At 37.3% G+C, this 25,477-nt stretch carries 26 protein-coding genes and 1 riboswitch; of the genes, 13 read left to right on the top strand and 13 right to left on the bottom strand.

From position 1 onward, the window contains the following. Positions 1–30: 30 nt before the first annotated feature. The 7 genes from FTV17_RS03070 (at position 31) to FTV17_RS03040 (ending at position 8,331) form a co-directional block, all read left to right on the top strand. Positions 31–1,671, top strand: coding sequence for a CTP synthase (locus tag FTV17_RS03070; protein ID WP_179998118.1), 1,641 nt, complete (start codon positions 31–33; stop codon positions 1,669–1,671). A 32-nt stretch (positions 1,672–1,703) separates the two neighbouring features. Further along, positions 1,704–2,561, top strand: a complete 858-nt coding sequence (gene kdsA, locus FTV17_RS03065; protein ID WP_035263729.1) for a 3-deoxy-8-phosphooctulonate synthase — start codon at positions 1,704–1,706, stop codon at positions 2,559–2,561. A 46-nt stretch (positions 2,562–2,607) separates the two neighbouring features. Then, positions 2,608–3,897 (top strand): phosphopyruvate hydratase, encoded by a 1,290-nt coding sequence (gene eno / locus FTV17_RS03060; RefSeq protein ID WP_179998117.1) that lies wholly within the window; start codon positions 2,608–2,610, stop codon positions 3,895–3,897. A 266-nt stretch (positions 3,898–4,163) separates the two neighbouring features. Beyond that, complete coding sequence (gene ftsB / locus FTV17_RS03055; RefSeq protein ID WP_035263725.1) at positions 4,164–4,553, top strand: cell division protein FtsB; 390 nt, start codon at positions 4,164–4,166, stop codon at positions 4,551–4,553. Beyond that, a complete protein-coding gene (gene ispD / locus FTV17_RS03050) occupies positions 4,519–5,244 on the top strand; it encodes a 2-C-methyl-D-erythritol 4-phosphate cytidylyltransferase (RefSeq protein WP_179998116.1) in 726 nt (241 codons plus the stop codon). Before ftsB ends, ispD begins: the two co-directional genes overlap by 35 nt. Before the next feature lie 82 nt (positions 5,245–5,326). Further along, positions 5,327–6,463, top strand: coding sequence for a rod shape-determining protein RodA (gene rodA, locus FTV17_RS03045; RefSeq protein WP_092766373.1), 1,137 nt, complete (start codon positions 5,327–5,329; stop codon positions 6,461–6,463). Between the two features lie 395 nt (positions 6,464–6,858). Beyond that, positions 6,859–6,947: riboswitch (glycine riboswitch) on the top strand. 139 nt (positions 6,948–7,086) lie between these two features. Next, positions 7,087–8,331: a D-amino acid dehydrogenase gene (locus tag FTV17_RS03040; RefSeq protein WP_179998115.1), complete on the top strand. Its 1,245-nt coding sequence runs from the start codon at positions 7,087–7,089 to the stop codon at positions 8,329–8,331. A gap of 42 nt (positions 8,332–8,373) precedes the next feature. On the opposite strand, the gene nfsB is transcribed toward FTV17_RS03040, so the two are convergent. From nfsB to FTV17_RS03020, 4 genes are all read right to left on the bottom strand, one after another. Then, entirely contained in the window at positions 8,374–9,027 is a 654-nt protein-coding gene (nfsB, locus tag FTV17_RS03035; protein WP_179998114.1) for an oxygen-insensitive NAD(P)H nitroreductase, read from the bottom strand. A 113-nt stretch (positions 9,028–9,140) separates the two neighbouring features. Then, positions 9,141–9,560, bottom strand: a complete 420-nt coding sequence (locus tag FTV17_RS03030) for a hypothetical protein (protein WP_179998113.1) — start codon at positions 9,558–9,560, stop codon at positions 9,141–9,143. A gap of 138 nt (positions 9,561–9,698) precedes the next feature. Next, complete coding sequence (locus FTV17_RS03025) at positions 9,699–10,430, bottom strand: UDP-2,3-diacylglucosamine diphosphatase (protein ID WP_179998112.1); 732 nt, start codon at positions 10,428–10,430, stop codon at positions 9,699–9,701. A gap of 118 nt (positions 10,431–10,548) precedes the next feature. Further along, positions 10,549–11,058 (bottom strand): peptidylprolyl isomerase, encoded by a 510-nt coding sequence (locus FTV17_RS03020; protein ID WP_035263711.1) that lies wholly within the window; start codon positions 11,056–11,058, stop codon positions 10,549–10,551. Positions 11,059–11,223: 165 nt separating this feature from the next. On the opposite strand from FTV17_RS03020, the gene FTV17_RS03015 reads away from it, so the two are divergent. Then, on the top strand, positions 11,224–12,945 hold the full coding sequence (locus FTV17_RS03015; protein ID WP_092766370.1) for a glutamine--tRNA ligase/YqeY domain fusion protein: 1,722 nt from the start codon (positions 11,224–11,226) through the stop codon (positions 12,943–12,945). 218 nt (positions 12,946–13,163) lie between these two features. Here FTV17_RS03015 and FTV17_RS03010 read toward each other — a convergent pair whose 3' ends face one another. The 5 genes from FTV17_RS03010 to FTV17_RS02990 form a co-directional block, all read right to left on the bottom strand. Next, positions 13,164–13,751, bottom strand: a complete 588-nt coding sequence (locus FTV17_RS03010) for a lecithin retinol acyltransferase family protein (protein WP_051586486.1) — start codon at positions 13,749–13,751, stop codon at positions 13,164–13,166. A 147-nt stretch (positions 13,752–13,898) separates the two neighbouring features. After that, complete coding sequence (locus FTV17_RS03005; protein ID WP_092766368.1) at positions 13,899–14,135, bottom strand: hypothetical protein; 237 nt, start codon at positions 14,133–14,135, stop codon at positions 13,899–13,901. Positions 14,136–14,248: 113 nt separating this feature from the next. Continuing rightward, the gene (locus FTV17_RS03000) at positions 14,249–14,482 is read right to left on the bottom strand and encodes a hypothetical protein (protein WP_035263705.1); all 234 of its coding nucleotides are present in this window, start codon (positions 14,480–14,482) and stop codon (positions 14,249–14,251) included. A 242-nt stretch (positions 14,483–14,724) separates the two neighbouring features. After that, positions 14,725–15,810, bottom strand: a complete 1,086-nt coding sequence (gene trmA, locus FTV17_RS02995) for a tRNA (uridine(54)-C5)-methyltransferase TrmA (protein WP_179998111.1) — start codon at positions 15,808–15,810, stop codon at positions 14,725–14,727. 85 nt (positions 15,811–15,895) lie between these two features. Further along, positions 15,896–16,795, bottom strand: a complete 900-nt coding sequence (locus FTV17_RS02990) for a LysR substrate-binding domain-containing protein (RefSeq protein WP_179998110.1) — start codon at positions 16,793–16,795, stop codon at positions 15,896–15,898. 186 nt (positions 16,796–16,981) lie between these two features. Between FTV17_RS02990 and FTV17_RS02985 the strand changes: the two genes are divergently transcribed. After that, complete coding sequence (locus tag FTV17_RS02985; protein WP_179998109.1) at positions 16,982–17,302, top strand: hypothetical protein; 321 nt, start codon at positions 16,982–16,984, stop codon at positions 17,300–17,302. 244 nt (positions 17,303–17,546) lie between these two features. Here the strand turns inward: FTV17_RS02985 and FTV17_RS02980 are convergent, their stop codons facing one another. From FTV17_RS02980 to ilvA, 4 genes are all read right to left on the bottom strand, one after another. Continuing rightward, positions 17,547–18,896 carry a TrkH family potassium uptake protein gene (locus FTV17_RS02980; protein ID WP_179998287.1) on the bottom strand — a complete coding sequence of 450 codons (1,350 nt, stop codon included), beginning with the start codon at positions 18,894–18,896 and terminating at the stop codon, positions 17,547–17,549. Next, on the bottom strand, positions 18,896–19,552 hold the full coding sequence (locus tag FTV17_RS02975; RefSeq protein ID WP_035263698.1) for a TrkA family potassium uptake protein: 657 nt from the start codon (positions 19,550–19,552) through the stop codon (positions 18,896–18,898). The genes FTV17_RS02980 and FTV17_RS02975 overlap by 1 nt, the downstream gene beginning before the upstream one ends. A 107-nt stretch (positions 19,553–19,659) precedes the next feature. After that, a complete protein-coding gene (locus tag FTV17_RS02970; RefSeq protein ID WP_179998108.1) occupies positions 19,660–20,007 on the bottom strand; it encodes a hypothetical protein in 348 nt (115 codons plus the stop codon). Between the two features lie 113 nt (positions 20,008–20,120). Beyond that, entirely contained in the window at positions 20,121–21,659 is a 1,539-nt protein-coding gene (gene ilvA, locus FTV17_RS02965) for a threonine ammonia-lyase, biosynthetic (RefSeq protein WP_179998107.1), read from the bottom strand. Positions 21,660–21,763: 104 nt separating this feature from the next. Between ilvA and rpiA the strand changes: the two genes are divergently transcribed. The 4 genes from rpiA (at position 21,764) to argC (ending at position 25,459) form a co-directional block, all read left to right on the top strand. After that, the gene (rpiA, locus tag FTV17_RS02960; protein WP_035263693.1) at positions 21,764–22,435 is read left to right on the top strand and encodes a ribose-5-phosphate isomerase RpiA; all 672 of its coding nucleotides are present in this window, start codon (positions 21,764–21,766) and stop codon (positions 22,433–22,435) included. A gap of 113 nt (positions 22,436–22,548) precedes the next feature. Continuing rightward, the gene (locus FTV17_RS02955; RefSeq protein ID WP_179998106.1) at positions 22,549–23,226 is read left to right on the top strand and encodes a M48 family metallopeptidase; all 678 of its coding nucleotides are present in this window, start codon (positions 22,549–22,551) and stop codon (positions 23,224–23,226) included. Positions 23,227–23,237: 11 nt separating this feature from the next. After that, positions 23,238–24,182 (top strand): Abi family protein, encoded by a 945-nt coding sequence (locus FTV17_RS02950; RefSeq protein ID WP_179998105.1) that lies wholly within the window; start codon positions 23,238–23,240, stop codon positions 24,180–24,182. A 227-nt stretch (positions 24,183–24,409) separates the two neighbouring features. Further along, positions 24,410–25,459, top strand: a complete 1,050-nt coding sequence (argC, locus tag FTV17_RS02945; protein ID WP_179998104.1) for an N-acetyl-gamma-glutamyl-phosphate reductase — start codon at positions 24,410–24,412, stop codon at positions 25,457–25,459. Positions 25,460–25,477 lie beyond the last annotated feature (18 nt).

Raw genomic sequence — 25,477 nt, 5'->3', positions numbered from 1 at the left:
CGATTTAGGCTCGATTGTACGAGAAACCCAATGACCCATTTTATTTTCGTTACTGGTGGTGTTGTTTCATCACTAGGTAAAGGTATTTCAGCTGCTTCAGTTGCTGCACTTTTAGAAGCCCGTGGATTAAAAGTAACCATGGTGAAAATGGATCCATATATTAATGTCGATCCAGGGACGATGAGCCCGTTCCAACATGGTGAAGTTTTTGTCACAGAGGATGGTGCGGAAACTGACTTAGACTTGGGTTATTACGAACGTTTCTTGCGTCGTGCGAAAATGACCAAGCTTAATAACTTTACATCTGGTCGCGTGTACCAAGACGTTTTAAATAAAGAGCGTCGCGGTGATTACCTTGGTGGAACAGTTCAAGTTATTCCACACATTACAGACAATATTAAAGAACGTGTTCTTCGCGCTGGCGAAGGCTATGACGTTGCTATTGTTGAGATTGGCGGTACAGTAGGTGACATTGAATCTCTCCCATTCATGGAATCTGTTCGTCAGTTAATGGTTGAACTTGGTCACAAACGCACAATGCTGATGCATTTAACGTTGTTGCCATATATCAAGTCAGCTGCAGAGTTGAAAACAAAACCAACTCAGCACTCGGTGAAAGAATTACTCTCAATTGGTATTCAACCAGATATTTTGATCTGTCGTACTGAACACGATGTTGATGCTGATACAAAGCGTAAAATTGCGTTGTTCACGAACGTAGAAGCTCGTGCAGTTGTGGTGTGTAAAGATGCACGCACAATTTACGAAATTCCACGTACGTTCTATGAACAAGACGTTGATGATTTAATTTGCGAGCGTTTTGGTTATAACGATTTACCAGAAGCCGATCTTTCAGATTGGGATAATGTCGTAGAAGCACTATTAAATCCTGAGTACACTGTTCGTGTTGCGATGGTGGGTAAATATGTTGAACTTCCAGATGCTTATAAATCTGTAAACGAAGCACTTTTACATGCAGGTATCCAAAACCGCGTTAAAGTTCAAATTGATTATGTCAATGCCGAAGAACTAGAAAGCCAAGATGTAGCAGAAGTGTTGAAAGATGCTGACGCAATCTTAGTTCCTGGTGGTTTTGGCGAGCGCGGTACTGAAGGTAAGATGCAAGCGATTAAATTCGCACGTGAGAATGGAATTCCATTCCTTGGTATTTGCTTAGGTATGCAACTTGCGGTCATTGAATACGCACGTAATGTTGCTGGTATTGCAGATGCAACCTCAACAGAATTTAACCGTTCAACTAAATCGCCTTTAATTGGTTTGATTACAGAATGGTTAGACGAACGTGGTGAAGTACAGCAACGTTCTGTAGATTCTGACCTTGGTGGAACAATGCGTCTTGGCGCTCAAAAATCAGAATTGGTTGAAGGTACTAAAACTGCAGAAGTGTATGGTTCAGTAGAAATTATTGAACGTCATCGCCATCGTTACGAAATGAATAATCGTTATATTCCTGCTTTAGAAGAAAAAGGCATGAAAATTTCTGGTTATTCGCCAATCCAACGTTTAGTTGAAACTGTTGAAATTCCTCAACATCCTTGGTTTATTGCTGTACAATTCCACCCGGAATTTACAAGTTCTCCACGTGATGGTCATCCATTATTTGCTGGTTTTATTGATGCTGCTAAAAAACAGTATCAAAAATCGAAATAATGAATGTCTTAGGACATAACTAGGAAGTTTAAATGTCACAATTAAAAGCACAAGAAATTGTACGTTTAGGCGATATACAAATGGCAAATCATTTGCCATTTGTATTATTCGGCGGAATGAATGTACTTGAATCAAAAGATTTAGCTTTTGAAATTGCAGAAACTTATGTTGATATTTGCAAACGTTTGGATATTCCATATGTTTTCAAAGCAAGCTTTGATAAAGCAAATCGTTCGAGCTTAAATTCTTTCCGCGGACCTGGTCTTGAAAAAGGAATTGAGTGGTTAGCTGACATTAAAAAACATTTTAATGTTCCGATCATTACAGATGTTCATGAACCATATCAAGCAGCACCTGTGGCTGAAGTGGCTGACATCATTCAATTACCTGCTTTCCTTAGCCGTCAAACAGATCTTGTTGAGGCGATGGCAAAAACTCAAGCCATTATCAATATCAAAAAAGCGCAATTCTTAGCACCGCATGAAATGCGTCATATCTTGCATAAATGTTTGGAAGCCGGGAATGACAAGCTGATTTTATGTGAGCGTGGCTCAGCATTTGGTTACAACAACTTAGTTGTCGATATGCTTGGTTTCGACATCATGAAAGAAATGAATGTGCCAGTCTTCTTTGATGTGACACATGCACTTCAAACCCCAGGTGGTCGTGCAGATTCAGCAGGTGGCCGTCGCGCACAAATTACGACATTAGCGCGTGCGGGTATGGCTACAGGTCTAGCAGGTCTTTTTCTGGAAGGACATCCTGATCCAGAAAAAGCAAAATGTGATGGACCTTGCGCTCTTCGAATGTCTCAACTTGAGCCATTCTTAGCTCAGCTTAAAGAATTGGATACCTTGGTTAAAGGTTTCAAAAAATTAGATACACACTGATGCAGCGTTAGACGCATCGTTTTATTAATCAACTGAGGAATTGTTCATGAGCCAAATCGTTGACATTCGTGCACGTGAAATTTTGGACTCTCGTGGTAACCCAACCATCGAAGCAGACGTTATCTTAGCATCTGGCGTAGTTGGCCGTGCATGTGCACCATCTGGTGCTTCAACTGGTTCTCGTGAAGCTTTAGAACTTCGTGATGGCGATAAAGCACGTTACTTAGGTAAAGGTGTTAAAACAGCTGTGAACAACGTAAACACGTTAATCCGTGACGCGTTAGTGGGTAAATCAGTATTCGAACAAAAAGACATCGATAATACGATGGTCGCTTTAGACGGAACTGAAAACAAAGAAAAATTAGGTGCGAACGCAACTTTGGCAGTGTCTTTGGCTGCTGCGCGTGCTGCTGCTGACGAAAAGAAAATTCCTCTTTTCCAATACATCGCAGACCTTCGTAACAACAGCATTTTAACAATGCCTGTTCCAATGATGAACATCTTAAACGGTGGTTCACATGCGGACAACAACGTTGATATCCAAGAGTTCATGATTGAGCCAGTTGGCTTCACTTCATTCTCTGAAGCACTTCGCGCAGGCGCAGAAATCTTCCATTCTTTAAAATCAGTTTTAAAGAAACAAGGTTTAAATACTGCTGTTGGTGATGAAGGTGGTTTCGCGCCGAACTTACGTTCAAACGAAGAAGCAATCACAGTTATCCTTGAAGCGATTGAAAAAACTGGCTACAAAGCGGGTTCTGACATTATGCTTGCGCTTGACTGTGCATCTTCAGAATTCTACAAAGATGGTCAGTACATCCTTGCTGGTGAAGGCAATAAAGCATTCACAAACAACCAATTCTCTGACTACCTTGCAGGTCTTGTAAACCAATATCCAATTATCTCTATTGAAGATGGTTTAGATGAATCTGATTGGGAAGGTTGGTCTTACCTAACTTCGATTCTTGGCGACAAGATTCAATTGGTTGGTGATGATTTGTTTGTTACAAATCCTAAAATCCTTCAACGTGGTATCAACGAAAAAGTTGGTAACTCTATCCTGATTAAGTATAACCAAATCGGTACGTTGACTGAAACTTTAGATGCGATCTATCTTGCTAAAGCAAATGGTTACTCTACAGTGATTTCTCACCGTTCTGGCGAAACTGAAGATTCTACAATTGCGGATCTTGCAGTAGGTACTGGTGCTGGTCAAATCAAAACGGGCTCACTTTGCCGTTCTGACCGTGTAGCGAAATACAACCAATTACTTCGTATTGAAGAATTAACGAATGCTATTTACCGCGGTAAAGCTGAGTTTAAAGGTTTAAATTAATCGTTTAGATTATTTTGAATTTCAAAAAACCACTCTGTAAAGAGTGGTTTTTTTTGTTATTAAGCTATGAAATAAAAAGTGTAAATATAATGACTCTAGAATATTCAATAACTTTTGATATTTAACAGTACATATTTTTAAAAGAAATCAATCAATGTGAATTTGTTTAACATTTGCATATTTAACACAGTTACACATACTACCTTTCTTTGTTTTAGGGTATATTAGTGCTCTAATTTCATGATGTTAACTAAGCCTCAAATATAATGTTAGACGTCTTTAAAACTACTTCAAGTAAAGTGATTTTGCTGGTGGCAATAATTTTAATTGCCATCTTTCAATATCGCTTTTGGCTCGGTGAAGGAGGATATTTCCCTCATCAGGCGCTACTTCAGCAAATGAATCAACAAGCTGAAACAAATGAAGAGTTAAAAGAGCGTAATCGTATTCTGGCTGCTGAAGTATATGATCTAAAAAATGGTGTAGAGGCGATTGAAGAACATGCACGTTTAGATCTTGGCTTAATTAAGCCTCATGAAACTTTTATTCAAATGAGTACAATCAGTACGAATTACAAGCCGATTTACATCGACCCAAATGCTAACGTAGATTTAAGAACCAATGAGTCTAGACAACCTGAATCTGAACAACCGTAAATTATGGGCTATTATTCCGGCAGCAGGTTCTGGTAGTCGATTTTCCAAATCAGCGTTAAAGCAATATCAAATTATCCAGAATAAAACTGTACTTGAGCATACTGTAGAACGTATTGCTCAATTGCCTATTGCTGGCTATGTGTTGGCAATCTCAGAGCATGACCAATTTGCTCAGACACTTCAATTTGCTAAATCAGAAATCCTTCATTTCTGCTTAGGTGGTCAGGAGAGGGTTGATTCTGTACTTAATGGTTTAAATTATTTAACCAATATTGCAGATGAAAATGATCTGGTGTTTGTGCATGATGCTGCTCGACCTTGTGTGAGCTTGAGTAATTTAGAATCTTTGATTCGCCATGTTATCGAATCTAAGCATAGCGCAATTTTAGCAACGCCTGTACGTGATACTTTAAAAAGAGTAGATCAGTCGAGTGCCATTGAAAAAACTGTTGATCGAAGTGCATTGTGGCAAGCACAAACTCCACAATTGTCGACCATTAAATTGCTAAAAACCTCGATTGAACATGCATTAACTCACAAGATCACAATCACGGATGAAGCGAGTGCGCTTGAATATGCTCATCATCCAGTAGATGTGGTGATTGGACGATCTGATAATATTAAAATTACTTATCCTGAAGATTTAGAACTTGCTCGTCTGATTCTTCAGTCACAGTCTGACTCGAAATAATTTAGTTTTATGTTTGGGACTTTGCTTAAATAGCCAAAACATTGTCTTATAATAACGCCACTTAGAATATGCAATTCAGCCAATGATACCTTCACAACAGTACCGTTTTTTGCGTCATGCCTTGAGAGATGGACGAACAATCAAACATGATTCGTCACGTTGGACTAAATTACATTTAGATCCATGGTTACTTGGTTTTTTGATATTAAACGCAGCTTTTGGACTCATGGTTGTTTATAGTGCAACCAATCATGATTCAAGCATGGTGATTCGTCAGGCGACCAGTTTTGGTATCGGTTTTATTTTGCTGTTTATTTGTGCACAAATTCCTCCAAAAGTTTATCAAATTGTCAGTCCTTATCTGTATGCATTTTCAATTGTGCTTCTGCTTTTGGTATTGCTAATTGGTGATGTCCGCTTAGGCGCAAAACGCTGGATTTCTATTCCTGGATTAGGGAGTGTGCAGCCCAGTGAATTTATGAAATTTACGATGCCACTCATGATGGCTTGGTTTTTCAGTCTGCGGACTTTACCACCCAAATTTATGCATATTCTCTTTGCTTTATTTCTGATGATGATTCCTTTTGTTTTAGTCGCATTACAGCCTGACTTAAACATTGGATTAATTATTCCTGGAATTTTTGTCATTTTTTTAAGTGGTATTTCTTGGCGTTTGATTGGGGCTGTGGTTGCTGGGTTTGCAGTAGTTGCACCATTATTATGGAATTTCTTTCTACAGGAATACCAAAAAAAGCGAATTTTAACTTTATTTGATCCTGAATCAGATCCGCTAGGTGCAGGGTGGAATATCATTCAGTCTAAAATTGCGATTGGCTCTGGTGGACTATTTGGTAAAGGTTTTAATGAAGGAACACAGTCTCATTTAGGTTATCTCCCCGAACATCATACAGACTTTATTATGTCTGCTTATGCAGAGGAATTTGGCTTTTTTGGTGTGTTCGTATTATTTGTTATCTTTGCGGCGATCATTATTCGTTGTTTGATAATTTCCATGAACAGCTTCCATAATTTTGGACGTCTTTATGCGGGTGCGGCAGGTTTAACTTTCTTTTTCTTTGTATTTTTGAACAGTGGAATGGTGAGTGGAATTCTTCCAGTCACTGGTGATCCATTGCCACTCATGAGTTATGGTGGTACGGCAGTCATTGCAACGCTTGCAGGTATGGGCATTGTAATGTCTATACATACTCATCGCTAAAACATGTGGGGTTGACAGCAAATTTTTAACTCACATTCTGCTGACTCTCACATCTATTGAAACTTTGAGCTTCAATGATTGCTCTAATCAGTCATTACACTTTTATGCTGAAGAAGATGAAAGTGTAGATGGAAGATGATCTAAGCTCTCTGAGAGAGTAACTTTAAAAAATAAATTGTTTCCTCATTTGTTTTTTAATGACTAAATTGTTCTCGATGGTAGAGAAAGTTTGAGCTAAACAATGATCTTTGTAACGTTTCCCAAGCTAAAAATTCCTGTCTTAGCTGTTGTCTTAAAGTTGGTGATCCATTTTTATAAAAATATTTTTTAAAATTGATTTTCGTAGATGTATAAAAAAATTAACTATGGCATATTAATTGCTGAATAAAAATTAAACGAATATTGCAGGAGAGAGGTCTTCTGTAGATCCGCCGAAGGAGCAACGACCCCGGAATCTCTCAGGCAAAAGGACTGTAATTATTCTCAATCATCTGGAGAGAAGTCTAATGATATTTAGACTCACCGAAGGGGATGGAAAAATTCATATGTCATGAAGATTTCCGAAGCTCTCAGGTACCGTGACAGATGGGGCATTGAAAATATAAAATTTTCAAGGAGCTTTTATGTCACATATTATGGTGATTGGTGCTGGCATTACAGGAATAACCACTGCCTACGAATTATTAGAACTTGGTTATCATGTCACGATTCTAGATAAAAACTTATACCCAGCAATGGAGACTTCATTTGCGAATGGAGGTCAACTCTCTGCATGTAATGCAGAGGTGTGGAATCAGAAAGCAACGGTACTGAAGGGTATCAAATGGATGACCCAAAAAGATGCACCATTATTACTCAACCCATCTTTTGATTTGCATAAATACGCTTGGCTGATTGAATTTATGGGTAATATCAAGCATTACGAAGCCAACACTCAAGAAACGGTAAGACTGGCATTATTGGCAAGAAAACGGCTGTTTGAAATTGCACAGAAAGAAAAAATTCAATTCGATTTGGAAAAGCGTGGAATTTTGCACTTTTATCATAATCAGCAGGATTATGATGTTGCAATAAGAGTGAATGATTTGTTATGCAAAGGTGGATTAGAGCGTCACGCTGTTACAAATGAAGAAATTCACAGTATTGAACCAAGTTTGACTGGGGAATATTACGGTGGTTTTTATTGTCCTGACGATGCCACAGGAGATATACACAAATACACCACGCATTTAGCCCAAGTGGTGGCGAATAAAGGCGGGAAATTTTTATACGGTGTAGAAGTTGAAGATTTAAATCTGGATCATTCTACAGAGCAAGTTTCAGCTAAATATCGGGCTTGTGATCCCAAAAATAAAGATATACCCGATGGATTTATTCAAGCTGATGCAATGGTTATTTGTGGTGGAGTTGGAAGCTATCATTTAGCACAACAGGCTGGAGATCGTGTCAATGTTTATCCGGTGAAAGGGTATTCGATTACAGTTCAGCTGAATGATGAACATAGCCAACAACATGCACCATGGGTAAGTTTATTGGATGAAAGTGCAAAAATCGTGACGTCGAGATTAGGTCGAGGTCGTTTAAGAATTGCTGGTACTGCGGAATTTAATGGCTATAACCGAGACATCCGTATGGATCGCATACAACCTTTGGTTCATTGGGTGAATCGTAATTTTGATATTTCAACTGAGCATTGTGTCCCTTGGGCTGGATTAAGACCGATGATGCCGAATATGATGCCAGTGGTAAGACAAGGGAAGCATCCGAGAGTCTTTTATAATACCGGTCATGGGCATCTGGGTTGGACGCTGTCAGCTGCAACTGCTGCAATGATCAGTTTAGAAATTTCACAGAAAATAGCGGCTTAATAAAAAGCCACAATAGCATGAAAGCTATTGTGGCAAATACATTTATAGTCGAGTGAAAACTTGATCTGCATTCAAACGAGATTTAGGTAATTTGGCATTAAAATCTTTTTCACTTCGATAACCAAGCGCCAATAGTACTGATGGAATCAGGCCTTTTGCGTCAAGATTTAACTCTTCAGCGATAATTTTTTCATCGAATCCTCCAATTGGAGTGGCATCGATACCTTCTAAACCTGCAGCAAATAAGGTTTGCCCAAGTGCAATAAAAGTTTGATTTTCAGACCAGCGCTGGATATCGCCTTTTTCGTTGCGATAATAATCAACATAGCCTAAGCGCGTATCTTTTTGAGCTTGTTTTGCTTGGTCATCTTTAAAACGACCGCTGATTTCATCTTGATTTAATAATTGATCTAGATGAGAGTCTGTAATGTCTTTATGCGTACAAAACAGAATTGTGTGTGAAGATTCAAGGACTTTTGGTGCATTATAAACATACTTACCAACCAGTGCTTTAGCAATGCGCTGTTTGGCTTCATCAGTTTCGATAACAAAGAAATGCCATGGTTGAATATTGATAGATGAAGGTGCGAGCCTTAAAGATTCCAATAATTTTTCAAACTTTTCTTGAGGGATCTTTTTTGAAGAATCGTATGCTTTGGTGGTGTAGCGAGATTGGGAGATGTTTAACAGATCCATATTATCCTCCGATTATTCACAATATATTCATCTAAAAATTTTAAATGAGTCCGAACTGAAATATTTTCTATAGTTGATGCTAAATGATATGAAAGGCCTGACTTGTCTTTAAATCAATAGGCATATTTTAAATCAGTATATTTTTCTAATGACATTGCAATTTGTTGATTGATGAATGCGCGAACATCTTCTTCAGTCATAGGCTCACCATTCTTACTGATATTATGTTCAATCGGTGCTTGGTCTGCGGCTTTAATTTTATAGACAAGGTTGGTGATCAATTCGTAATCGTTATTATGGTTTACGATGTTAGTCACATATTGATATGAATGCTCAAAGTTGAGATCTTGATGAGAAAATATAAATTGTTCAAAAATTGTCAATGCAGCGCCATCAGCAAGATTTTGGAGTTCATCAATAATTGTGGCATCTAGGCGTACATCATAACGTTCAGAGATTGCTTTACCATCGATTAATAATGACACTTTATCATCTTCATGGTGTTGAACAGTAATATTGCTGAAATTAGACATGACAAACTCACGAATTGAATTGAGTCGTTATTATCATATGCAAAAAAACTTAAAGCAAAACATACTGATTAATATTCAAACATTGAGTGAAATTTCAATTTAAAGATTGATGAGATCAGTAGAATAAATATAGGGTAATTAATAATGCCAAGTTTTCAATTTTAAATCGTTAATTGAGTGCTTAGAGAATTTCGATTGATTAATTTCCAAAATTTGAGCTTGATCCAAACGCCAGTCGCCTAAGACAATTCTTCTTTTATCTTGAAAGATATGGATTTGAGGGCGATGCGTATGACCATGAATTAATAAATCAACTTCTTTCAATGCATCGTGCACAGCATCTTGATTTACATCCATGACATCATAAGATTTAAATTCTTTTGATTCGTGGCTTTTTTTTCTAAATCCATTTGCAAGTTGAGTACGAAAAGAAAGTGGGGTTTTCCGAAGTATCCAAATGAGGAGTGGATTTCTGATTATTTTTTTAAAACGTTGGTATGAAATATCATCTGTACACAAGGCATCGCCATGTTCGAGACGAATATTGACATCGTTGATTTGTAAATAAGAAAATTCTGGTAGCAACTGACCACCAAATTTATTTAAAAAAATTTGATTCAGCGCAAAATCACGATTGCCGACAGAAAATAAAACTTGATTTCCCTGAGCAGTAAATCTTTTTAAGCGTTCAACGATTTCATCGAGCCAAGGAGCTGTATAGTCATCACCAATCCATGCATTAAACCAATCACCTAAAATATAGAGTTGGGTTTGCTGGTCTTGATAATGATCTAATAAATCTAAAAACCCTCGAACGAGTCGAGGGTGTTCAGGTGACAGGTGTAAATCTGAAATAAACAGATAGGTCACTTAATATTCCTTATTCGCCTACATCCGCACCAACTTTAGATGGGGAAACAATCCCTTGAACCATTATATTCGTTTTAAAGCAGTGCTTGAAAACTTAATAAGTTAAGGGGGAGGTTTTTTATTCAGAGATAATTTTAGCAGATTCGATCACAACGTTTTCTAGTGGAACGTCAGCGTGGTAGCCACGGTTACCAGTGCGAACGCCTTTGATTTCATTAACAACGTCCATACCTTCTACAACTTTACCAAATACTGCATAACCCCAACCTTGAGCTGTTTTACCCGTATGGTTAAGGAAAGCATTGTTTTTTACGTTAATGAAGAATTGTGCAGATGCTGAGTGAGGAGCTTGAGTACGTGCCATAGCAATCGTACCTTCGTCATTGCTTAAACCGTTGTCAGCTTCATTTTCAATAGAATCGCGAGTTGCTTTTTCTTTGAAGTTTTCATCCATGCCACCGCCTTGGATCATGAAACCGTCAATTACACGGTGGAAAATTACGCCATCATAAAAACCATCACGAACGTACTCTAAAAAGTTAGCAACAGTTTTAGGTGCTTTTTCAGAGTTAAGCTCTAGAACAATACGTCCTTTATTGGTGTTTAATTCGACTTGAGGAAAACTCATTCTATAATCTCCTGATCATGGACAAAAAGCCATGGGTTTGTGGTTGAGAGAAGCATAAGCAAACTGTAAACTACAAGGCAAGCAAAAACGTTATTTTCTTTGTTAATAATATGAAGATAGCGTTTTAATTATCCTATTTTATCTTATAGAAGTGATTTATCAACTATGAAGCCGAATGATGTTGTTTCATCCCTGCCAATTACCCCGACGACTAACAATCCATCAGTCGATGCTGCGCAGCAAGAACAACAACCGGGCTTAGACTTTGTACGTCAAGTAATTACAGAAGATCTTGCAGCAGGGCGTACAGATAAAGTCGTGACGCGCTTTCCACCAGAGCCTAATGGTTATTTACACATTGGACATGTTAAAGCGATTTGCCTGAATTTTGGTATTGCAGAAGAATTTTCTGGTTTATGTAATCTTCGTTTTGATGATACAAATCCAGATGCAGAAGAACAAGAATATGTAGATGGTATTGCGAACGATGTAAAATGGCTCGGTTTCGACTGGAATGGTGAACCACGCTACGCATCAAGTTACTTTGATCAATTGTATCAATGGGCGATTCAATTAATTAAACAAGGTGATGCATATGTCGATTTGCAATCTCCTGAAGAAATTAAGCTGAATCGTGGGAATTTTGTAGAACCAGGTAAAAATTCTCCGCAACGTGATGCAACGGTTGAAGAAAACTTAGCACGTTTTGAACAAATGCGTAATGGTGAGCTTGGAGAAGGCCAAGCAGTACTTCGTGCCAAGATTGATATGGCATCACCGAACGTACATATGCGTGATCCAATTCTTTATCGTGTTTTACATTCTGAGCATCATCAAACAGGCGATACGTGGAAAATCTATCCAATGTATGACTATGCTCATCCTTTGTCTGATGCGATTGAAGGCATTACGCACTCGTTATGTACGCTTGAATTCCAAGACCATCGCCCGTTCTATGATTGGGTTGTCGCTAAGGTAAATTCTCCAGCAGTTCCACGCCAGTACGAATCAAGCCGTTTGAATGTTGATTACACCATCACCTCAAAACGTAAATTACGTAAGCTGGTCGAAGGTGGTTACGTCAATGGTTGGAATGATCCACGTATGCCTACAGTCGTGGGAATGCGCCGTCGTGGCTTTACTCCAGAAGGCTTGCGTGATTTCTGTAAGCGTGTGGGCGTATCTAAAACTGATGGTATTGTCGATGTTGCAATGCTTGAATTCTGCATTCGACAATCATTAGAAAATACTGCTGCACGTGGTATGGCGGTATTGAATCCTCTTAAAGTGACATTGACCAACCTTCCAGAGGATATGGATTTAACACACGCACGCCATCCAAATGTTGATATGGGTGATCGTGTAATTCCACTGACTTCTGAATTGTATATTGATCGTAAAGATTTTGAGGAAGAGCCGCCTAAAGGGTTTAAACGCTTAATTCCTGGTGGTGAAGTCCGTTTACGTCATGCTTATGTGATTAAATGTGATGAAGTGATTAAGGATGAAAATGGCGAAGTTGTTGAACTTAAATGCTCTATCGATCCGCATACTTTAGGTAAGAATCCAGAAGGTCGTAAAGTCAAAGGTGTTATTCATTGGGTATCTGCAAATAAAGGGATTCCTGCTGAAGTTCGTATTTATGATCGTCTATTTACTGAAGCCGCACCTGATGCGGACGATGATTTCTTAGCGAATTTAAATCCAGATTCTCTAAAAATTGTTCAAGCAGTAATCGAACCTGCTTTAGCTCAAGCAAAACCTGAAGATCGATTCCAATTCGAACGTGAAGGTTATTTTGTCGCTGATCAATTTGATCATACTGTTGAAAAACCTGTCTTTAACCGTATTTTGGATTTAAAAGATAGTTTTAAGCCTGCAAAATAAAGTTTGGTAATATCAAAAAAAGCCTGATTGATTCAGGCTTTTTTTTATTCAAATTTAGGTTAATAAATAATTTTTGTGATTAAATTCACATGATTAGATAAAGGTGGGTATTTAAGAATAATTTAATAAGTTATAAATAAAAACTAAAATAACATTATATTTCAAATATATATTTGACTATTTGAATTTTCAAGCGCATATTTAATTCAACCGAAAGGTTAATTTGAAACTTTGTTTTCCTCAAAACCCTGCTTAAGCGGGGCTTTTTTTTGCTTTAGTTTCTGATGTTGCTGTAAAGCGATATACACAGGGCCTTTCAGTTTGCGCTGATCATTTAACTTTTTCTTAATATAAAATACCAAAGCAAAACAGGTGGTTGCTAAAGTTAAAAGAAGACTATTTAAGTAGCTCATGAGTGAGCTGATATAACCAATAGTGGTGAGTCTATTCATCATTTTGATGACTTGTGGACTACTTTCGATGCCCGTGATCGCCCAAGAACATAAGTGTTCACAATTATTAATAATGAGATGATAGTTATTTTCATGCATTCGAGAGCGCATTCGTCTTACGACAGCACGACCTGAATATTTGGGGGTACTATAATGCCGAATCGTAATTTTTTTGCCATGTGCAAATTTTTGCAGAGATGTAATTTCGATCGGATGTTTTTTAAAGAGATGAGCAAAACCTGAATAATGAATAACACGACCCTTACCCACATAAATACCATGATGTGAATAACCAAAATGCTTAACAATTAAGTGAGCACCAAGAGGGAATGTTTTGACGTGTTTATGCCGCATTTATAAAATATTCCAATAACTTTACAGATGTACATTTATTGAAAGAGAGTCCACAGTATAACCGAATTGGAAATAAATAATGAGGTATAAATACAATATAAGCACCCTAAAAAAGTTGCCTAATTTTTTTATTCAAGTCAAATGAAGTTATGAGAAGAAAGCATTTTGTGCTTCACAATTTTTAATTGCATCTTCTTTAGGAAGCTGTTTAATTTGCTCTTCAAACTCGATTTTTTGACGATCTATGGCAGTTTGAGGAATACCGCTCTCTTTCGCTAATTTTTCAATGTTGCCCCAAACTTCCTCACATGCTGAAGGTAGCTTATTACAACCACTAAGCGATATGAAAGTCGCCCCTAAAATAATGAATAGAATATTTTTCATTGAATCCCCAAATATATTTTTAATTATCCTATGAGCTTATCTTAATTGAACATTTTTAAATTGAACAGAAAATTTATCATAAAAAAAGCACTGTCTATGCAGTGCTTTTTTCTTTACTGAAGGGTGATTTTGTTACTCAATAAATCAGTAAGATCTTTTTTTGAATAGCCACGCGAAATAAGAACTTTTTTGATTCCGCGTATTACATCTTCATCTGATGCCTTTTGTAAAGCCTCGATCAACTGATCGTTAGTCTTACATGAACAATCATTTTCAACACAAGCAATTTGATTTTTATGCTCGTTCTGCTGCGAATCTGATGAAAACAGCTTTTGCCAAAAACTCATAGAGCCTTCATTTGCAACCAAAGATAGGTCGAAATATAGTCGATTTAAAATTTAATGCAAGTTTGTAACCGTGATTTAAGGCACATTTAAAAATAAATATTTCGATGATAAAGCTAAAGTTTAACGAAATTATGACATTGAAAAATTAAATTTTCCTTTATTTATATGATTTCTAAGTGAAATTCAAAAAGCATAAAAAATGGACAGTGTAAGAACTGTCCATTTGGTAAGAAATAAATTGTTTAAATTTTCTCTAAAAGAACGCCTGACTCGACATGGTGGGTATAAGGAAATTGATCGAACAGCGCAAATTTAGTGATTTTATGAGTTTCCGATAACATCTTCAAATTGTCGTGCAAAGTATCTGGATTGCATGAAATATAAATAATACGGTTAAAGCGTTGAAGTAGCTTCAAAGTATCATCATCAATGCCTGCACGAGGTGGATCTACAAATACAGTATCGAAGTCATAACTTTGAATATCAATATTGGCTTCTTGTAAACGTCTAAACTCACGTTCTGCATTGAATGCTAAGGTAAAATCTTCAGCTGAAAGGCGAGCAACTTGAATATTGTCTATTTGATTTTGCTCAATATTCCATTGCGCTGCATAAACTGATGATTTAGCCAGTTCCGTCGCTAGAACGCGATTAAACTTTAGCGATAATGGAAGGGTAAAATTACCATTACCGCAATAAAGCTCTAAAAGATCTTTATCACTGGTTTGAGCTGCATTACATGCCCACTCCAGCATTTTTTGACAAACTTGCGCATTAGGTTGCGTGAAGCTACTTTCAATTTGCTTATATTTGAATTTACGGTCAAATACGTGTAATTCTTCAACTACATATTCATCCGTCAATACAATTTTTTGACCACGGCTGCGACCAATAATCTTAATATTGAGTTTTGAAGATAAACTTTTTGCTAGTTGTTCCCAGTCTTGATCAAGCGGACAACGATAAATCAATGAAACCAGCATTTCACCGTTCAACGTTGAAAGAAAATGTACTTCAAACAGACGCTTAGAGAGCACTGCATTTGATTTTAGTTCAGACAGGAGAACTGGCATTAAATCATTAATAGATTTATCCGCGATTGGAAACTCATCAACACGTACAACTTTCTTTTGAATACCATCTTCCGCGCGTTCAAACATGGCATAAAACATATCATCTTCTGTATGCCAAATACGGAACTCAGCTCGCATACGGAAATATTTTTCAGGAGATGAAAAAACTTCTAGTTCGGGTGGTTGATATTCAGCAAATTGATTGCGGATACGTTCAATTTTTGCATCAAGTTGTTGTTGATAAATAGAAGTCATAAAAATCTAAAAAAACTAGCACAAAGCAGAGTGAATGGTAGCAAATAATAAGCCAACATTCTTCTAAATCTTTATGCTGTTGTGACTATCTTTTGGTGAGGTGCTCAACTAAATAGTCGATGAACACACGTACAGCTGGTAATAAACCACGGCGAGAAGGGTAAACCACATGAAAAATACCGTGTGGTGCATTCCAATCAGGCAGAACCTTAACCAATCGTCCATCTTTAATATAATCTTCAACAATACTATCTGGGAGTAATGCTACCCCACAATTCTCACTTGCAAGTTGTGCAAGCATCAGTAAGTCAGAGCCCATTACGACTGGACTCACTTTGACTTTAATCGATTTGTTGTTTGAATCATGTAGTACGAGTTGTTGATCAGTATGTTCATCAACCATGCTTAATATTCGATGATTTGAGAGTTCTTCAGGTTTTTTGATAGATCCAAATTCATTGAGATAGGCCTGACTGGCGAATAGATGTTGTTCAATATTTTCAAATTTTCGAATGACCAAACTTGGGTCATCATCCAAACTTGAGCGAACGCGAAGCGCTAAATCAATTCCTTCATTGATGATATCGACACGTCGATTAGTAACCATCAATTGAACTTTGATTTCAGGATACTGCTTAAGGAAATTTGGCAGTATTTTGGTCATTTCATGCTGAGCAATTGATACGGGTAAACTAACACGAATTAAGCCTCTTGGTTGTTCACTTAAATGATCTACCAAATCATGAGCAGATTGGGCAGCACTCATCATTACTTGCGCATGGCGATAAATGTTCATCCCAATATCAGTAACAGCAAAATGACGTGAACTACGTTGAATAAGCCTTACACCGAGATTTTCTTCTAAGTTATAAACACGTCGACTCAATTTTGATTTGGGAATGTCGGTTGCTCGTTCAGCAGCGCTAAAACCACCATGTTCGACAACAAGGGCAAAGCAATAAAAATCATCTAAATCTGAAAGCATGGATTCATTCCATATATGCAACGTTTTGTTAAAAAATACATTATTGTTCTGAATAGTCAATTGGCTTGCTGTGTTTTCTCTAAAATCTAAGGTTGTTATATTTAGTAATCAATATAGAGGGCTATTTAAAAATCTAAAAGCAATGGTTAAACTTATGTTTTATAGCGCGTAATACTTAAGGTTGACATGGCTTATACAACAATTGAACTTCAAGATCCTCAAGAAAATGTACAGTGCCCGCATTGTCAACACGCTGTTATCGACTGGAATGAAGAGCAATATATTCAACCTTGTGAGCATACATTGTTTATTGCCATGGACTTAGGATTTGAATTTATTTCAGATGAATTTGAAGCAACTATGCCTCGCACAGTAGACGAAATTCATGCAGATGATGAAAACTCGAATGTGTTTAATGAGATTACGCGTTCTGATTTAGCTCAGTTTAAAATTTATAAAGTGTCACTGGGTGTTGAAAACCTCAATCGTTATATTGGTTTTCAATGATAATTTTTTTAATCATAAGCAGATGGTCAAAAGACTTGGGGTTTCCTTGAGTCTCTTAATTTGATTGTATTTTGATATTGATTGCAAAGTTCTAAGGTTGTGTTTTTTCATGATAAGTTCAATGCTTTGCATAAAGAAATCATGGCTATCATAAAACGCACTGATGGATATAAACATCTGATCTATTTTTGGATTGGTTCGTGTTTTATCGATCAACTTCACCTTAGATCCAAGTGAATTCTATCTAACCCACTTGGATTTCAGCATTAGGATGACTCAACCTGCTTTTTTTAGGGGTTGCAATTAAATAAGCTAATGTCAAAGGACCGAGACGACCTGCAAACATCAGTATCATGAGCATATATAAACTTGCAGGTTGTAATTCTGAAGTAATACCTCTAGATAATCCGACTGTACAAGCCGCGGAAACAGCTTCAAATAGTAAATCTAGAAAGCGTTTATTAGGCTCTAAAATTAACAGTGTAAAGAAACCAATGAAAATGAGCATAGCAGTTATGCTAATGACCGCAAGAGCTTTATAGGTGACAGTTGCAGGAATCGAGTGTTTAAAAACAGTAACTTCGTCAGCTCGTCTCAAAAACGTGATCACACTCAATACTACAATAATAAATGTACCTACTTTAATACCACCAGCAGTACTTAAAGAGCCGCCGCCAATAAACATTAGTAGCATAGTCACCAAGGTTGCTGGATCACTCATACTGGCCACATCAATACTATTAAATCCAGATGATCGTGGTACTGTGGCATGAAACCAAGCATTTAATGCTTGGTCTCCAATTGACATTGGGGCGAGGGTCAATGGATTATTTGCTTCTAAACACCAAATCATAATAAAGGCAAATAGATTGAGTCCTGCGATGGTAGAAAGAATGAGTTTGCTGTTGGTTGAGAGTTTTTTCCACTTATGAGCGCGTTTGATATCCATAAGTACCACAAAACCTATTCCACCAATGATATACAACATACTGATGGTCAGTGTTACAGCATATTGGCCTGAAAAACTCATTAAGCTGTCTGGAAAAAGAGAGAAACCACCATTATTAAATGCTGAGATACTGTAAAAGGCTGCATAAAACAGAGCATCACTAAAATCGTAGTATTGAAGCCATGTAAAGGTCAGGATGAATGTTCCAATCCCTTCGAAAAATAGAGAATACAATAAGACGGCTTTAACAGTGAAAGAGGCCCTTGCTAAACTGGTTTGACCAATTGTTTCTTGAGCCATCACTTGTTGCTTTAAACCGAGTTTAGTGGAAAGGCTTAAAGCAGCCAAAATTGCGAAGGTCATGAACCCTAAGCCACCACATTGGATGAGTAGCATAATGATGAGCTGACCAAAAGTCGTATATGCTTCGCCAATATTGACCACAGAAAGTCCCGTAATTGTCACAGCAGACGTGGCGGTAAATAAGGCTTCTAGCCAAGAGACATTTCCTTCGTGTGCAAAGGGAAGTTTTAGCAGTAATGTTCCAATGATAATAAAACTGAGAAAGCCCAAAGCCAGCAAACTTGGTGGACTCAAATTAATACTTTGCGTTTTTTTGTTGATTAATTGATCATAAAATTTCATCATTTCGAAATAAATCTCGATGAGAGTTTACGTAAAAGATTGACAGGACCTTCAACAATTAAAATGTCATTTTTTTGCAGCAATGTACCAGGTGCGATGTCATAAATTACATGTGTGCCACGTTGTAATAGTAATGTTTGTACGCCGTCGCTGTGCTCCATGATATCTTTAAATTCTACACCTTGTAGTTTTTCACCCACTTCCACTTTGACAATATAACGGTCATCATTCAACGCCATATAGCGTCTAACCATTGGATAACTTAATGATTGTGCAACGCGAATACCCATGTCTTCTTCTGGATGAATAATTTGACCAATACCGAGATGCGTCAAAATCATATGATGGGCTTTCGATTTTGCTTTTACTAGGATTTTTTCTACGCCTAAATTTTTAAGGTTGAGGACACATAGAATACTGGCCTCAATATCTTCTCCAATTGCGACAACGACGGCATCGCAATTCTGTACATTCAGTTCTCGAAGTACATGTTCATCTGTGGCATCGGCGATGACAGCATGACTGATGTTATCAGAGATATTTTCAACGTATTTTTTTTCAGTATCGATTCCAATCACATCATGTTTTAATTGAGTGAGTTCTAATGCAACTGTACCGCCAAAGCTGCCTAAGCCAATTACTGCAAATAGCGCCATTGAATATCCTAAAATTTTAAAGATCAGAAAGTAATGATTTGATTTTAATTTCGCTTTGAGTGAGTTTATCTTGTTGATCTGAGTTGATTCAATTCATTTGTTGAGGATTATTTGTGATCACTATAAAAATAGTAAATCGTGATTGAAATCAATGTCCATGAAAGTGCTAAGTAAATATAAGTTAAATGAATATGATCAATCATAAAGTTAGCATGAACGAAACTTGTTGTGATCACAATTGCCATCATATAAATCAAGGTCATGCGATAGCGATAAATAGGTGCTAATCCCAACATGATATAGGGGAGTGCTGCATAACCTAAAAAAATAAAAACTTCGAGAAATTTGCTTAAGGTGGTAACTTCAGGATATAGATATTTCGAAATAAACAGAATTGCGGAAAAGATGATCCACATGAGAAAAGGAATAACTACAAAACTGAACCATATTTGCATGATTTATCTTAATATCTAAAATTTTAAAGTGATTGTTTTTCTATCTTTCGATTTAATTGTATATCAATTATTAAATTAAAAAAGCCTGTCAAAAATGACAGGCTGTATTGATTTTATTTAAGGAAACGTTGATAACCAAGATTATTGGTAATTTCTTCGTATGGATAACTGATACTTTCTAAGGTCTCAACTAAACCATCAGGGTTTTGTTGTGCATCTTCCGCTTCAAGACCGACCAATACACGACCTTCTGCTGCACCGTGGTTACGGTAATGGAACAAGGTAATGTTATGCGTTGGACCAAGACGTTCCAAGAATGTTAATAATGCACCCGGACGTTCAGGAAATTCAACGCGGAATAAACGTTCATTTTCAATATCAGCATGACCACCGATCAGGTAGCGAATATGTAATTTGGCTACTTCATCATCAGACAAGTCATCCACATCGTACTGAAACTTTAATGTCTCGAAGATTTCTTGACGTTCTTTTTCGCCGCTCTTTAAACTAATTCCAACAAATACTTGCGCTGCAGTCGCACTACTTGAACGGTAGTTGAATTCAGTAATATTTCGACCTTGAAGGGCACGACAGAAATTGAGGAATGCACCTTTTTGTTCAGGAATCGTGACAGCAAAAATAGCTTCTTTACGTTCACCTAATTCAGTTCGTTCTGCAATATATCGTAAACGGTCAAAGTTCATATTTGCACCGCATACAATTGAAACAATGTTTTTACCTTCTAAGCCGTGCTCAGCCACATATTTTTTAATACCAGCAAGTGCCATTGCACCTGACGGCTCAACAATACTACGGCATTCATCATAGGTGTCTTTAATTGCGGCACAGATTTCATCGGTATTCACCAAAACGACATTTGGCTCTACGATTGGGCCTGAGTTATCTGATTTTTGTAGGCGAATCACGTCAAACGGTTTTTCACCAATTTGCGCCACGGCTGTACCATCCGCGAATAAACCAACTGAAGGCAGAATCACACGTTCATTTGCTTCTAAAGCGGCTTTTAAACAAGCTGACTCATCATATTCCACAGGAATAACTTTGACATGTGGTGCAACATCACCAAGGTAAGCAGCAACACCTGCAATCAAACCGCCACCCCCAACGGCAACGAATACATAATCCACATCTCGCCATTGACGTAAAATTTCATTGGCAATTGTACCTTGACCAGCCATAACGAGTTCATCGTCATAAGGCGGAATAAAAGTCATTCCTTCATCTTGCGCACGTTGAATTGCGTATTTATTTGCGATATCAAAAGAATCACCATGAAGTACGACTTCACCACCTAAACGCTTTACAGCTTGGACTTTAATGTCTGGTGTTGTCTTAGGCATCACAATAATCGCGCGAATTCCTAATTTTTTTCCTGAGAGTGCTACGCCTTGAGCATGGTTACCAGCAGAAGCGGTAATGACACCTCGTTCTAGTTGAGCTTTAGGAAGTTGGCTGATTCTGTTATAGGCACCGCGGAGTTTGAAGGAGAATACGGGTTGTAGGTCTTCACGTTTAAAACGAATATTATTGTTAAGACGTTCACTAATTCGTGGTGCCGCTTCGAGTGGGGTTTCGATAGCAACGTCGTATACCGTTGCTTGTAAAATTTGTCGAACCAAACGAGACAGCATGTTAATTTTCCATCTAACAGTTTAAAATAGGCGCTTATTGTAACAAACCATAAGGCTTAGCGGTTTAAAATAACTGCAAAAGTCCAAATTAGTTGAGTGAAGTCATGAGTCTATATGCAACCCAAGATGAGAAAAAACAAGCAGCAGCACAAGCAGCTTTAAAACACTTACCGAAAGGGGGCATTTTAGGCGTAGGCACAGGCAGTACTGTTAACTTTTTGATTGATTTACTTCCTGAACTTCAATTAGAAGCTGCAGTTGCAAGTTCGGAAGCGACTGCGCAGCGTTTGAAGAAGCTGGGTATTGAAGTGGTAGATATGAACTCAGTGGGTGGTCTTGATGCATATGTAGATGGTGCAGATGAGATTGATCGTCATATGCACATGATCAAAGGTGGTGGTGCGGCATTGACACGTGAAAAAATCGTGGCATCGATTGCAAAAAAATTCGTCTGTATCGTAGATGATTCTAAATGGGTAGATCAGTTGGGGCGTGATTTTCCACTTCCTGTTGAGGTGATTCCAATGGCACGTTCTGCTGTTGCACGTAAAATTGTCTCTTTAGGTGGCGACCCAGCGTACCGTGAAGGTGTAGTGACCGACAATGGTAACGTGATTTTAGACGTGCATAACTTAAATATCTTAAATGCACTTGAGCTTGAAAAAACATTGAATGATATCCCTGGTGTGGTATGTAATGGTATCTTTGCTTTGAATAAAGCAGACATTGCGATTGTTGCGACCAACAATGGTATTGAAGAGCGTACAGCGGTTTAATTTTAACTCCTTGACGAGCTAATGTCCCCCAAATCCCTCTTTTAAATAGAAGGGCTTTTCTTCCCCCTTTCTTAAAGGGGGATTGAGGGGGATTTAATACTTAAAGAATAACAATGAATTTATCCGACCTTCCTGATATTGAAATCACCAAAAGTATTCGATCGAAAAGACTACGTCTACGTATAGATGGAACTTCAATTCGTGTGACTGCGCCATGGTTTTGTACCCATAAACAAATACAACAGTTTGTTCAAGATTCAGAAGCTTGGATTGTTCAAACTTGGCAGGCACAACAAAGTAAAATTCAACAGATTGATCGCGTTTTACCTTTATCTTTACAGTTATTTAATTTAGAAAATCCTATTCAAATTCAATATATTCAGCAGAAATTCAACTATAAGTTTGATTCAGTGATGAATGAGCTGTGTGTGAGTGATCGTCAGCCTGAACAATATTTAAAAGCCTTTGTTATTGATTATGCTAAACAGCATCTGCCTGTATATCTAGCTCAAGTATCTGATCAGTGTGGTTTAGCTTATCATGGCTGTAAGATTCGTCAGCCAAAAACGCGGTGGGGAAGTTGTACAGCACGTCATGACATTATGTTGAATAGTGCTTTGGTGCTTTTTCCTCAGGAAATAATACGCTATGTTTGTGTGCATGAATTAGCACATACAAAGCATTTTGATCATAGTGCTCAGTTTTGGGCGGAAGTGGCGAAGTATGATCCAGATTTTAAACTTAACCGAAAAAAATTAAAAATAACACCGTTGCCATATTGGTGGATTTAAAGAAGAATAATATGGAAAAAGATTTAAAAAAATGGAAGTCATTTGCGGAACAGTTAGACATCTTAGAATCTAGAGGTTTAGTTATAACAAATCGACAAGCAGCTTTAAAATACTTAGAGAGATTGGGTTACTATCGATTGAGTGGATATTGGTATCCATTTCGTCAAAATGAGCCCAAATCTTATATTAAAAAAGATGAATTCATTTCTGGGGTAACTTTTGAACAGGTTGTAAAGCTTTATGTATTCGATAAAAAATTAAGATTATTAGTGCTTGATGCTATTGAAAGAATTGAAATGGCAATAAGGGTAGATATTGCTTACTGTTTAGGTGAAATTAGTGCTCTAGCCTACTTAGAAGGGGTTACTTTTCATGGTGAGTTTTCTAAAAAGATAATAAAGAAAGGAAAAAATGCTGGAAAAACACAGCACCAAGTTTGGCTAAATAAGTTAAATGGTTCAGTTGAACGCAATTCTAAAAGTGATTTTGTTAAGCACTACAATAATGATTACAGTGGGAAGTTGCCAATTTGGGTCTCAATTGAATTGTGGGACTTTGGTATGATGTCAACTTTATATTCAGGTATGAAGATAGTGAACAAAGATGCCATTGCCAAAAAATATAAAGTTAAAGATGGTCAAATATTTAGCCAATGGTTGCGTAGTTTAAATCATATTAGAAATATTTCAGCACATCATAGTCGTCTTTGGAATGCTAATATTGTGGATCGATCTAATTTAATAGAATTTCAAGAAGGAATTTCATTAAATAATTCAAAACCATTTTTTTATTTGTGCATTATAAAGCAGATACTGGATGTTATATGTCCAAACAGTTTATGGGGACAAAGATTAAAAGCTTTGTATGCTGAATTTCCAATCCAAAATAGTGATTTTGTAAACCTGAATCAGACCGGTTCTGTCGATTTTTGGGAAAACTGGGAGTTATGGAAATAAAAAAGCCAACGCGTACAAAACAATAAAGTTAAGAAGAGGCGTTGGGCGTATTAAGGTATATATTAATATATATAATTAATATGTCAATTATAGTTGACAACCGTATTGTAAATTTTGTTTAAAACTCAATTAAGTCATTAAGAAACTTATCCAAAACAGTTCAGAAAGTCACAAGTTCCTGTCATACTACTGCCTGTAACGAATACAGTCATTTAGAGGTAGATATCGTGATTTCAGTTGGTATTGTTGGTGGTACAGGATATACAGGCGTTGAACTTTTGCGTCTTTTGCTGCGACACCCAAATGTTCAAGTGAAAGCACTGACTTCTCGTACTGAGGCTGGTCGTCGTGTCGATGATATGTTTCCAAGTTTACGTGGTCATACCGATCTAGAGTTTTCAGATTTAAGCTTAGATTTATTAAAGTCATGCGATGTTGTGTTTTTTGCGACACCACATGGTGTAGCGATGAAACACGCTGAAGAATTAGTAGCAGCGAATACAAAAGTAATCGATTTAGCCGCTGACTTTCGTTTGCAGGATTTAGCGCAATTTGAAAAATGGTACGGTATGGAGCATGATTGTCCAGATCTACTTAAAAATTCAGTGTATGGGCTTTCTGAGCTCAATCGTGAAAAAATTAAACAAGCTCAAGTCATTGGTAATCCTGGTTGCTATCCAACGACAGTTCAAATTGGTTTGGCGCCTGTACTTAGATCTTCAGAAGTATTGATAAAACCTGAAAGTATTATTATTGATGCAAAATCTGGTGTATCTGGAGCTGGACGCAAAGCAAGTTTAGGCATGATCTATACTGAAAATGCTGATAACTTCAAAGCCTACGGTGTTGTAGGGCATCGCCATCATCCTGAAATTGTTGAAGCGCTTGAAAATATATCAGGACAGAAAGGTGTATTTGACAATATCCTTTTTGTTCCGCATTTGGTGCCGATGATTCGTGGCATGTTATCTACAATATATATCGACTTAACAGAAGCAGGTCAGCAAGCCGATTTGCAAGTAATTTACGAACAGTTCTACCAAAACGAGCAGTTTGTTGATGTTATGCCGGCAGGAAGTTCACCAGAAACTCGTTCTGTTCGTGGATCAAATGATTTACGTATTGCGTTGTATAAACCACAACCAACAAAGTTAGTCATTTTAGTTGCCCAAGATAACTTGGTGAAAGGTGCAGCAGGACAAGCTGTTCAAAACATGAATTTAATGTTTGGATTTGCGGAAAATGCAGGCCTTAACGTGATTGGTTTATTACCATAAAAAACCTTTTTTGACTTC

The organism is Acinetobacter sp. YH12239 (assembly GCF_013417635.1).
Taxonomy (GTDB): Bacteria; Pseudomonadota; Gammaproteobacteria; order Pseudomonadales; family Moraxellaceae; genus Acinetobacter.
The sequence above is the reverse complement of the archived record's forward strand: the minus strand, read 5'-3'. Positions and strand labels throughout refer to the sequence as shown.

Excerpts from the sequence above, each read along its gene's own strand:
- FTV17_RS03070 (WP_179998118.1), top strand. The coding sequence starts at position 31 with ATGACCCATTTTATTTTCGTTACTGGTGGTGTTGTTTCATCACTAGGT.
- kdsA (WP_035263729.1), top strand. The coding sequence starts at position 1,704 with ATGTCACAATTAAAAGCACAAGAAATTGTACGTTTAGGCGATATACAA.
- eno (WP_179998117.1), top strand. The coding sequence starts at position 2,608 with ATGAGCCAAATCGTTGACATTCGTGCACGTGAAATTTTGGACTCTCGT.
- ftsB (WP_035263725.1), top strand. The coding sequence starts at position 4,164 with ATGTTAGACGTCTTTAAAACTACTTCAAGTAAAGTGATTTTGCTGGTG.
- ispD (WP_179998116.1), top strand. The coding sequence starts at position 4,519 with ATGAGTCTAGACAACCTGAATCTGAACAACCGTAAATTATGGGCTATT.
- rodA (WP_092766373.1), top strand. The coding sequence starts at position 5,327 with ATGATACCTTCACAACAGTACCGTTTTTTGCGTCATGCCTTGAGAGAT.
- FTV17_RS03040 (WP_179998115.1), top strand. The coding sequence starts at position 7,087 with ATGTCACATATTATGGTGATTGGTGCTGGCATTACAGGAATAACCACT.
- nfsB (WP_179998114.1), bottom strand. The coding sequence starts at position 9,027 with ATGGATCTGTTAAACATCTCCCAATCTCGCTACACCACCAAAGCATAC.
- FTV17_RS03030 (WP_179998113.1), bottom strand. The coding sequence starts at position 9,560 with ATGTCTAATTTCAGCAATATTACTGTTCAACACCATGAAGATGATAAA.
- FTV17_RS03020 (WP_035263711.1), bottom strand. The coding sequence starts at position 11,058 with ATGAGTTTTCCTCAAGTCGAATTAAACACCAATAAAGGACGTATTGTT.
- FTV17_RS03015 (WP_092766370.1), top strand. The coding sequence starts at position 11,224 with ATGAAGCCGAATGATGTTGTTTCATCCCTGCCAATTACCCCGACGACT.
- FTV17_RS03010 (WP_051586486.1), bottom strand. The coding sequence starts at position 13,751 with ATGCGGCATAAACACGTCAAAACATTCCCTCTTGGTGCTCACTTAATT.
- FTV17_RS03005 (WP_092766368.1), bottom strand. The coding sequence starts at position 14,135 with ATGAAAAATATTCTATTCATTATTTTAGGGGCGACTTTCATATCGCTT.
- FTV17_RS03000 (WP_035263705.1), bottom strand. The coding sequence starts at position 14,482 with ATGAGTTTTTGGCAAAAGCTGTTTTCATCAGATTCGCAGCAGAACGAG.
- trmA (WP_179998111.1), bottom strand. The coding sequence starts at position 15,810 with ATGACTTCTATTTATCAACAACAACTTGATGCAAAAATTGAACGTATC.
- FTV17_RS02990 (WP_179998110.1), bottom strand. The coding sequence starts at position 16,795 with ATGCTTTCAGATTTAGATGATTTTTATTGCTTTGCCCTTGTTGTCGAA.
- FTV17_RS02985 (WP_179998109.1), top strand. The coding sequence starts at position 16,982 with ATGGCTTATACAACAATTGAACTTCAAGATCCTCAAGAAAATGTACAG.
- FTV17_RS02980 (WP_179998287.1), bottom strand. The coding sequence starts at position 18,896 with ATGAAATTTTATGATCAATTAATCAACAAAAAAACGCAAAGTATTAAT.
- FTV17_RS02975 (WP_035263698.1), bottom strand. The coding sequence starts at position 19,552 with ATGGCGCTATTTGCAGTAATTGGCTTAGGCAGCTTTGGCGGTACAGTT.
- FTV17_RS02970 (WP_179998108.1), bottom strand. The coding sequence starts at position 20,007 with ATGCAAATATGGTTCAGTTTTGTAGTTATTCCTTTTCTCATGTGGATC.
- ilvA (WP_179998107.1), bottom strand. The coding sequence starts at position 21,659 with ATGCTGTCTCGTTTGGTTCGACAAATTTTACAAGCAACGGTATACGAC.
- rpiA (WP_035263693.1), top strand. The coding sequence starts at position 21,764 with ATGAGTCTATATGCAACCCAAGATGAGAAAAAACAAGCAGCAGCACAA.
- FTV17_RS02955 (WP_179998106.1), top strand. The coding sequence starts at position 22,549 with ATGAATTTATCCGACCTTCCTGATATTGAAATCACCAAAAGTATTCGA.
- FTV17_RS02950 (WP_179998105.1), top strand. The coding sequence starts at position 23,238 with ATGGAAAAAGATTTAAAAAAATGGAAGTCATTTGCGGAACAGTTAGAC.